Source organism: Morganella sp. GD04133 (genome assembly GCF_029835375.1).
GTDB classification, from domain to species: domain Bacteria; phylum Pseudomonadota; class Gammaproteobacteria; order Enterobacterales; family Enterobacteriaceae; genus Morganella; species Morganella morganii_B.
The window spans coordinates 1-966 of sequence record NZ_JAODZS010000098.1 but is presented as its reverse complement, the minus strand read 5'-3'; the positions used below and the strand labels follow the sequence as shown (position 1 = coordinate 966).

Sequence of the window (966 nt, the reverse complement as noted above, 5' to 3'; positions counted from 1 at the left end):
CAGGTACAGGGGGAAGCTGGCAGCTACGCGACCGGTCGTCTCCCCGGAAAATGGGTTGATTGGCTACCCGGTATACACCAGGGGAGGGCTAACCATCCAGACACAGTTTTCACCCTTTATTGTTCAGGGTGAGCAACTAAGGCTTGATACATCCCTGCCGGGAGCGTCCGGGGATTACGATGCCAGGCTAGTATCTCATTACCTCACGTCCTGGACGAAAAACGGGGCATGGCACACGATTGCTACAATATCACCATTTGTTCCGGAGAAAGAAAATGGCAATGAGTGAATATGACGCTATAGCCAGCGATGCCGACAGCCTGCTATACAACCTTGAATCATTCCTCAGCGGTAAGCACTTTATTGAAATCGTCATGGTAATGGCAGTGTACGGCAAAGCGCCAAACCTGAAGGTAGACTTTCTTCCGTTGGTTACCAGAACAACAAACACCGGCGCACCAATCCAGAATGCTCAGGTTTATGGGGCCAGCGTATGGAGACTTCAGCGCGGAAGATCAGCGATTATTATGGATCCGGTGGTCGGCGATATTGGTATAGCGCTGTACTGTGACAAAGACAGCGACAACGCCAGACGGGACAGGATATCAGGAGCGCCTAACACGACACGCTGCCACAGCCGGATTGACGCTTTTTATCTTGGCGGGTCTCTTAACCAGCAACCAGATCAGTTTATTGAATTTGCGGATAGCGCTATCAATATTACCAGCCCGAATCCCGTTAATGTTACGTGCTCAAAGGCGACCATTGTCGCGCCAGATGGCGTAACGGTGGATTCGCCGAACTCTCACTTCACAGGGAATGTAACCGCTGACGGGAACATTACTGATAACGCAGGCTCTCAGAAATCCAGCGTCAAGGCGCTGCGTGATGCCTACAACAAGCATAAGCATCCGGTGACCGGCGTCGAGTCGGGCGGAAGCAAGGCGATCAGTAATTCGCCGGAGG

1 protein-coding gene and 1 pseudogene are annotated in these 966 nt (G+C 52.2%); both read left to right on the top strand.

Annotated elements, in window-relative coordinates:
• Nucleotides 1–289: pseudogene (locus tag N7387_RS21260) on the top strand (hypothetical protein); the annotation flags it as partial.
• Nucleotides 276–966, top strand: a 691-nt coding sequence (locus N7387_RS21255; RefSeq protein ID WP_279800953.1) for a phage baseplate protein, incomplete at its 3' end; no start/stop codon positions are given. The pseudogene N7387_RS21260 and the gene N7387_RS21255, both read left to right, overlap by 14 nt.